This is a genomic window from Streptomyces sp. P9(2023) (assembly GCF_032436795.1).
Taxonomy (GTDB): Bacteria; Actinomycetota; Actinomycetes; order Streptomycetales; family Streptomycetaceae; genus Streptomyces.
Window position 1 is genome coordinate 1 of sequence record NZ_JAUPWM010000464.1, and the last position, 273, is coordinate 273.

General features: G+C 45.8%; 1 protein-coding gene. It reads right to left on the reverse strand.

Features of this window, described 5'->3' with window-relative positions:
• Window positions 1-248 (reverse strand): MAE_28990/MAE_18760 family HEPN-like nuclease (locus Q5762_RS38395; protein ID WP_315896947.1); only part of this gene is annotated, 248 nt, incomplete at its 3' end.
• Between the last annotated feature and the right edge of the window lie 25 nt (window positions 249-273).

Genomic DNA, 273 nt, shown 5'->3' on the forward strand with positions numbered 1-273 from the left:
CGGCTTTCTTTGTATGTCGCATTTGCCACGGACTCAATACACAGAGTCATCGTGGACTCAACCAAGGTATAGAGTTGGAGGAAAACTCCGGAGTATAAGATCTTTTGCTGTACCGCGCTTCTGGATTCCATGCAGCCCTCAATCTTGGGTGGGCCGTTTCTTGCGCTGTTTTCAAGCATCCAAAGAAAGCTAATGTAACTTTTTACCTCTGAAAGGCGCTCCTCAAAGGATTCCAATAGCTCATCCATTTTATTGCCCCAAGAGCTTTTCCTT